We start from the raw sequence: 8,272 nt of genomic DNA, 5'->3' as shown, positions 1-8,272 counted from the left end.
CCGAACCTGGCGGGATGATGCGCTACGGAATCCCCGACTACCGGTTGCCCCGCGATGTGCTGGACGCCGAGGTCCGGCGGGTTGTCGCGCTCGGCGTCCAGTTCACCAGCGGGCACCGGGTCGACGACCTGGCCGCCGAACGCGCCGACGGCAACTTCGACGCCGTGTTCGTGGCCGTCGGTGCCCACCTGGCCAAGCGGGTCGACATCCCCGTCACGGATGCCGGGTCGCTGCTGGATGCCGTGTCGTTCCTGCATGATGTCGCGTCGGGAGAACGCCCCGAGATCGGCCGCCACGTCGCCGTCTACGGCGGCGGCGATACCGCGGTGGACACGGCCCGCGTCGCCCGTCGTCTCGGCGCCGAGGACACGGTCATCATCTATCGCCGCACGGCGGCCCAGATGTCCGCGCATCCCGAGGAAGTCGATGAGGCTGAAAGCGAAGGGGTTCGGATCAACTGGTTGCGCACCATCTCCGCCCTGCAGGGATCTGAGCTGCGTGTGGAACTGATGGAGATCGACGAGTCCGGACGCCCGATGCCCACCGGGCATTTCGAGACTCTGGCCGCCGACACCGTGATCATGGCGTTGGGGCAGAAGACCGAGTCGGCGTTCATGCGCAACCTGCCCGGCGTGCAGTTCGACGACGACGGATCGGTTCTGGTCTCGGCGACGCTGATGACCGGCTGCCCAGGGGTGTTCGCGGGCGGCGACATGGTGCCGTCCGAGCGGACCGTGACGGTCGGCGTCGGGCACGGCAAGAAGGCCGCCCACCACATCGACGCCTGGCTGCGCGGCGACTCCTGGCAACGCCCGCCCAAGCATCGGGTCGCCGAGTTCGACCTGATGCACCTGTGGTACTTCGGCGACGCCTCCCGCAGGGCCGAGCCCGAACTCCCCCCGCGGCAGCGGCTGACCGGATTCGACGAGGTCGTCGGCGGACTGTCCGAGCAGGAGGCGACGTTCGAGGCGGGCCGGTGTCTGTCCTGCGGGAACTGCTTCGAATGCGACGGCTGCCTGGGGGCCTGCCCGGAAGACGCGGTGATCAAGCTGGGCCGCGGTCACCGCTACCGGTTCGACGACGACAAATGCACCGGGTGCGCGACGTGCTTCGACCAATGCCCGGTGCACGCCATCGACATGGTCGCAGAAAGAACATGATGCGCGCGACAGTGGATGGCAACGAGGCGACGGCGTCGGTGGCCTACCGGCTCAGCGAGCTGTGCTGCATCTATCCCATCACCCCGTCCTCGCCGATGGCCGAGCTGGCCGACGAGTGGTCCAGCCGGCGGCGTCCCAACCTGTGGGGCACCGTGCCGTCGGTGGTGGAGATGCAAAGCGAGGGCGGCGCCGCGGGAGCGCTGCACGGCGCCCTGCAGGGCGGGGCGCTGGCCACCACCTTCACCGCGTCGCAGGGCCTGCTGCTGATGATCCCCAACATGTACAAGATCGCCGGCGAGCTGACCTCGGCGGTCATCCACGTCGCCGCGCGATCGCTGGCCGCTCAGGGACTGTCCATCTTCGGCGACCACTCCGACGTGATGGCCACACGCCAGACGGGATTCGCGCTGTTGGCCTCCGCCTCGGTGCAGGAGGCCCATGACCTGGCGCTGATCGCCCACGCGGCCACCCTGCGCAGCAGGGTCCCGTTCCTGCACTTCTTCGACGGGTTCCGCACCTCCCACGAACTCAACACGATTCAGATGCTCGATGACGACGACCTACGCGCGCTGGTGCCCACGTCGCTGATCCTGGGGCATCGTGACCGGGCACTGTCGCCGGATCGGCCGTTCATCCGCGGCACCGCGCAGAATCCCGATACGTATTTTCAGGCCCGCGAGACGGTCAACCCTTTCTATGCCCGCGTGCCCGAGCTGGTCGACGCGCTGATGGCCGAGCTCGGCCGGCGCACCGGGCGCCCCATGCACGTCGTCGACTACACGGGGCACCCCAGGGCCGACCGCGTGCTGGTGCTGATGGGTTCGGGCGGACAGGCGGCGGCCGAGACGGTCGCCGCGCTGACCGCCCGCGGCGAGCGGGTCGGGGTGATCCAGATGCGGCTATACCGGCCTTTTCCGGTGCAGGCGCTGCTGACGGCGCTCCCGTCGACGGTACGCACGGTCGGAGTACTGGATCGCACCAAGGAGCCGGGGTCGTTCGGCGAGCCGCTGTACCTGGACGTCACGGCCGCCCTGGCCGAGGGCTACAGCCGCGGCGAACGGTCCTCACTGCCACTGGTGTGCGGCGGGCGGTTCGGGCTGTCGTCGAAGGAATTCACCCCCGCCATGGTCGCCGGAGTCTTCGCCGAGCTGGCCGCCGAGCGGCCGCGGACCCGCTTCACCGTCGGCATCGACGACGACGTCAGCGGCACCAGCATCGACTACGACCCGGCGTTCGACATCGAATCCCCGGCGATCACCAAAGCGGTCTTCTTCGGGATGGGGTCGGACGGGACCGTCGGCGCGAACAAGAACACCATCAAGATCCTCGGCGCCGAGCCGAACGTCCACGCACAAGGGTACTTCGTCTACGACTCGAAAAAATCTGGCTCCCAGACGGTCTCGCATCTGCGGTTCGGTCCCGAGCCCATTCGCGCGCCCTACCTGGTGCAGCAGGCCGACTTCGTCGGATGCCATCACCAGCGGTTCCTCGACCGCGTCGATGTGCTCGGCCGTGCCGCTCCGGGCGCCGCATTGCTGCTCAACAGCCCCCGTCCACCCGAGCGGGTGTGGGACAGCCTGTCGGCGACGGTGCAACAGCAGATCCTCGACAAAAACATCGGTCTCTACGTCATCGACGCGAACGCCATCGCCCGTGAGGTCGGGATGGCCGGGCGGATCAACATCGTCTTGCAGACCTGCTTTTTCGCCATCTCCGGAATTCTGCCGCTCGACGAGGCGATCACCAGGATCAAAGACAGCGTGGCCAAAACCTACGCCGGGCGCGGTGCCGACGCGGTGGCCCGCGAAATCGACGCCGTCGATCGTGCCCTGCAGCGGTTACACCGGGTCGAAGTACCCGACCGGGCCGGCTCCGGCCACCGGCCCGAGCCGCTGGTTCCGGTCGACGCGCCCGATTTCGTGCGGACCGTGACCGCGGAGATGATCGCCGGGCGCGGAGACGCGCTGCCGGTCAGCGCCCTGCCGGCGGACGGCAGCTATCCCAGCGGGACCGCGGCCTACGAGAAACCCAACATCGCCGACCTCGTCGCGACGTGGGATCCGGACAGCTGCATCCAGTGCGGCAACTGCTCGTTTGTGTGCCCGCACAGCGTCATTCGCACCACCTTCTGCGACAGCGAACGGCTTGGCGACGCGCCGGCCACGTTCCCGTCGGCACCGCTGGACGCGGTAGGTCTTCCCGGCGCCCGCTACACGCTGCAGGTCTACGTCGAAGACTGCACCGGATGCGGTCTGTGCGTCGAAGCCTGTCCGGCTGTCGTCCCCGGCACGCCGGTCAGAAAGGCGATCAACCTTGCTCCGCGGGAGCCGCTGGTCGCCGACGGTCGCCGAAACACCGCCTTCTTCGAAACCTTGCCGGTGGCCAACCGATCGACGGTGGATTTCGGCACCGTGCGCGGCGCGCAGTTCCTGCAGCCGTTGTTCGAATTCCCGGGCGCCTGCGCAGGCTGCGGCGAAACCCCCTACCTGAAGCTGTTGTCGCAGTTGTTCGGTGACCGTTTGATGGTCGCCAACGCCACGGGATGTTCGTCGATCTACGGGGGCAACTTGCCGACGACGCCGTGGACCACCAACGCCGAAGGGCGCGGTCCGGCCTGGTCCAATTCGCTGTTCGAAGACAACGCGGAGTTCGGTCTGGGCCTTCGGCTTGCCGCCGACGTTCACCTGACCCAGGCGCGCCAGCGGCTGGCCGAGCAGCGTGAGGTCCTCGGCGCCGAGCTCGTCGACGCCGTCCTGGACGCCCCGCAACTGCGGGAATCGGAGCTGCATGCTCAGCGTCGGCGGGTCGCCGAACTCCTCGACCGGTTCGACCGACTGGAACCCCAAGTGGGTGACGAGTTACGTGGTCTCGTCGACCACCTGATTCGTCGTAGCGTGTGGATCGTCGGCGGCGACGGCTGGGCCTACGACATCGGCTCGGGTGGACTCGACCATGTGCTGGCCAGCGGACGCAACGTCAACGTGCTCGTGCTCGACACCGAGGTGTATTCGAACACCGGCGGGCAGATGTCGAAGAGCACCCCACTGGGCGCCGTGGCCAAGTTCGCCGCGTCGGGAAAGACGGTACCCCGAAAAGACCTTGCGTTACAGGCGGTTTCGTACGGCAGCGGGTACGTCGCGCGGGTCGCCATGGGCGCCGATCCACAGCAGACTTTGCTGGCGTTCCGCGAAGCGGAAGCCTATGACGGGCCGTCGCTGGTGATCGCCTACAGCCACTGCATCGCGCACGGCTTCGAGATGCGCCACGGCCTTGACCAGCAGTATCGGGCCGTGGCCAGCGGGCACTGGCCACTGATCCGCTACAACCCGATGCTCCGCGAGGCGGGCGCGACACCGTTCCTGCTGGATTCGCACCGCCCCCGGCTGCCGCTGGCCGACTACCGCTATCGCGAGCTGCGCTACCGCAGCCTGCGCAATGCCGACCCGGACGAAGCCGAACGGCTTTTGGCGCTGGCCCAGGAGTCCATCGATCAGCGCTGGGCGGTCTACGAAGACATGGCTTCTCGCGAGCCGCACCAGTTCCCGTCCGATCCGCGTCGGGAGCACTGATGGACCTGTCCACCCGATACCTCGGTCTGCCGCTGCGCAACCCGGTGCTGGCTTCGGCGTCGCCACTCAGCCGCACGGTCGACGGCGTGCGGCGGCTTGCCGGCGCCGGGATCGGTGCGGTGGTGCTGCACTCGTTGTTCGAGGAACAGCTGCTGCAAGAGTCCCGGTTCGACGAGCGAATCGTCGCCCAGGGCAGCGAGAGTTACAGCGAGTCGTTGAGTTACTTTCCCTGCGCCGTCTCAAACAGCCGGGGCCCTGAACGCTATCTGCGCTTTGTCGAACGCGCAGCAGCCGCCGTGGACGTGCCCGTCATCGGAAGCCTCAACGCCTCCACCCCGGGCAGCTGGGCGCGCTATGCCCGTTGGATAGAGGATGCCGGTGCGGCGGCGATCGAGTTGAACATCTATTACCTTCCCGGAGACACCGGTGTCGACGGCGCCGCGGTGGAACAGCGCCACCTGGACGTACTCGCCGGGGTCAAGAGCGCGGCCACCATTCCGATCGCCGTCAAGCTCAGTCCTTATTTCAGTGCCATCGCTGACGTGGCGCACCGGCTGGATGATGCCGGCGCCGACGGGCTGGTGTTGTTCAATCGGTTTCTCCAGCCCGACATCGATCCGGAAACCCTCACGACGGTGCGCGCCGTCACGTTGTCGACGCCGACTGAAACACGATTGCCGCTGACGTGGATCGCCTTGCTGCGCGGACGGGTGCGCGCCTCGCTGGCCGGGAGTAGCGGGGTCGAGCACGGTGCTGACGTGGCCAAGTATCTCCTCGCGGGCGCCGATGTGGTCCAGTCGGCGTCGGCGCTGCTGCGTCATGGCCCCGAATACGTGAGTGTGCTCCTGCGGGATCTGAGCACCTGGATGGACCGCAAGGGATTTCGAACCCTCGACGAGGTACGCGGGCTGCTGGCGGCCCCCGACGCCGAGGGGTGGGCGGCACGAGAACGCGCGGACTACGTCGGGGCGGTCCATGAGGCCAACAGCGGTGCCGACGGCACGTACTGACACAGCACACACACGGAGGATGCGGACATGAGCAGGTTCACCTACATTCGTTTCTTCGAGGAGATCGGCATCGGCGACGTGCCACTCGTCGGCGGAAAAAACGCCTCGCTCGGCGAGATGTACCAGAAACTGTCCGGGCAGGACGTCCGCGTCCCGCACGGGTTCGCGATCACCGCCGAGGCCTACCAGCACATGCTCGACAGCGCCGGCGCCTGGGACGCGCTGCATGCCGAGCTCGACGATCTCGACCCGGCCGACGTCATCGCGTTGGCGCGCAAGGGTAAACGAGCCCGCGAGATCGTCTACGGCGCCGGGCTTCCCGCCGATCTGGCCGGCGAGATTCTGGATGCCTATCGCAGACTGCAGGACGAATACGGTGAGACCGTCAGCCTGGCCGTGCGCAGCTCGGCGACCGCCGAGGACCTGCCGACGGCGAGTTTCGCCGGCCAGCAGGACACCTACCTCAACATCACGGGCGCCGAGAGTCTCCTGGACGCGTGCCGGCGCTGCTTCGCCAGTCTGTTCACCGACCGGGCCATCCACTACCGGATCGACCAGGGCTTCGACCATTTCAAAGTCTGGCTGTCGATCGGCGTGATGAAGATGGTGCGCTCCGACCTGGCCGCCTCGGGGGTGATGTTCACCATCGACACCGAATCGGGCTTCAGCGACGTCGTGTTCGTGACCGGCGCCTACGGCCTGGGGGAGAACGTGGTCCAGGGCGCGGTCGACCCCGACGAATTCTATGTTCACAAGCCGACCTACCTGGCCGGGCACCGTGCCGTGCTGCGCCGTCTGATCGGCGACAAGGCGGTCAAGATGGTGTTCGTCGAGGGAGAGACCAAGAACACGACCCGCAACATCCCCACCCCTCGCTCCGACCGGGCCCGCTTCTGCCTCACCGACTCCGACGTGCTCGAGCTGGCCGGCTATGCGTGCGCCATCGAGGCGCACTACGGCCGCCCGATGGACATCGAATGGGCCAAGGACGGCCTGGACGGGAAGCTCTACATCGTCCAGGCTCGCCCCGAGACGGCCGTCTCCCAGCGCAACCCGACGGTGCTGGAGACCTATGTGCTCGAAGACAATGGCCCGGAAGCGAGGCAGGTACTCACCGAGGGCCGCTCGGTGGGCGAGAAGGTCGCCTCGGGAGTGGCGAAACGGATCGACAACCTGGGGAACCTGTCGGACTTCCGGCCCGGCCAGGTGCTGGTGGCCGACACCACCACACCGGACTGGGAGCCGGTGATGAAGACTGCCGCCGCGATCGTCACCAACCGGGGCGGGCGCACCTGTCACGCGGCGATCATCGCCCGCGAACTCGGCATCCCGGCCGTTGTCGGCGCGGGCGACGCGACCACGAGTGTGCCGGACGGCGCCGTGGTCACGGTGTCCTGTGTCGAGGGCGACACGGGGCGCGTGTACCGCGGTGAGGTCGGCTTCCACGTCGACCGGACCGAGTTGGCCGGGATCAAACGGCCCCGCACCGAGATCATGATCAACCTCGGCAACCCCGATCTCGCCTTCACGACGTCGTTTCTGCCCAACGACGGCGTCGGGCTCGCCCGCATGGAGTTCATCATCAGCGAGTACATCAGGGTCCACCCGCTGGCCCTGCTGCATCCGGACAGGGTCGACGACCCGCAGGCCCGGCGCACGATCGAGCGGCTGACCTATGCCTACTCCAGTGGCGAGGATTTCTTCGTGGAACGGCTGTCGGAGGGAATCGGCACCATCGCCGCCGCATTCTGGCCCAAGCCGGTCGTGGTGCGAATGTCGGACTTCAAGACCAACGAATACGCCAGCCTGGTCGGCGGGGCCGCCTTCGAGGCCGAAGAGAACAATCCCATGATCGGCTTCCGCGGCGCGTCGCGCTACGCCCACCCGGCCTACGCAGAAGGGTTCGCCCTGGAGTGCCGGGCGATGAAACGCGTGCGCGAGCAGATGGGGCTGACGAACGTCGTGCTCATGCTGCCGTTCGTGCGCCGTGTGGCCGAGGCCGACCTGGTCCTGGGCGAGATGGCCAAACACGGTCTGCGCCGCGGCGAGAACGGCCTCAAGGTGTACGCGATGTGCGAGATCCCGAACAACGTGATCCTCATCGACGAATTCGCCAAACGCTTCGACGGATTTTCGATCGGGTCCAACGATCTGACCCAGCTCACCCTCGGTGTCGACCGGGACAGCGAGATCGTGGCCTTCGACTACGACGAACGCGACGACGGCGTCAAGGAGATGATCCGCCTGGCCGTGGAAGGCTGTCGCCGCAACAACATTCACTCCGGACTGTGCGGTCAGGCGCCTTCGGACTATCCCGACATGGCCGAATTCCTGGTGCGCCTCGGCATCGACTCGATAAGCCTGAACCCCGATGTGGTGGTGAAGACCACCACGCAGGTCCTCCAACTGGAACAGCAGGTCGCGTCGCAACCGATGCAACGGTAACGCGCGTGCCCACCTCGCGACTGTTCGCGGCCACCGTCGATCGGGATGCGGCGGCGCGCTATGTGCTGAGTCGACGTACCCCCGAGGG

General features: G+C 67.3%; 4 protein-coding genes. All 4 read left to right on the top strand.

All coding sequences use genetic code 11. The annotated features are described in order from the left end of the window. Window positions 1-1,160 (top strand): NAD(P)-binding protein (locus AC2VOK_RS13480; RefSeq protein WP_428900927.1); only part of this gene is annotated, 1,160 nt, incomplete at its 5' end. Beyond that, on the top strand, window positions 1,157-4,729 hold the full coding sequence (gene nifJ / locus AC2VOK_RS13475; RefSeq protein ID WP_428900926.1) for a pyruvate:ferredoxin (flavodoxin) oxidoreductase: 3,573 nt from the start codon (window positions 1,157-1,159) through the stop codon (window positions 4,727-4,729). The genes AC2VOK_RS13480 and nifJ, both read left to right, overlap by 4 nt. Further along, entirely contained in the window at window positions 4,729-5,739 is a 1,011-nt protein-coding gene (locus AC2VOK_RS13470; protein ID WP_428900925.1) for a dihydroorotate dehydrogenase-like protein, read from the top strand. The genes nifJ and AC2VOK_RS13470 overlap by 1 nt, the downstream gene beginning before the upstream one ends. Before the next feature lie 27 nt (window positions 5,740-5,766). After that, entirely contained in the window at window positions 5,767-8,184 is a 2,418-nt protein-coding gene (gene ppsA / locus AC2VOK_RS13465) for a phosphoenolpyruvate synthase (RefSeq protein WP_428900924.1), read from the top strand. Window positions 8,185-8,272 lie beyond the last annotated feature (88 nt).

The sequence above is a fragment of the Mycobacterium sp. TH-M116 genome, assembly GCF_057473685.1.
Note: the sequence above shows the minus strand (reverse complement) of the source record. Positions and strands in the feature narration are given on the sequence as shown.

Excerpts from the sequence above, each read along its gene's own strand:
- ppsA (WP_428900924.1), top strand. The coding sequence starts at position 5,767 with ATGAGCAGGTTCACCTACATTCGTTTCTTCGAGGAGATCGGCATCGGC.
- AC2VOK_RS13470 (WP_428900925.1), top strand. The coding sequence starts at position 4,729 with ATGGACCTGTCCACCCGATACCTCGGTCTGCCGCTGCGCAACCCGGTG.
- nifJ (WP_428900926.1), top strand. The coding sequence starts at position 1,157 with ATGATGCGCGCGACAGTGGATGGCAACGAGGCGACGGCGTCGGTGGCC.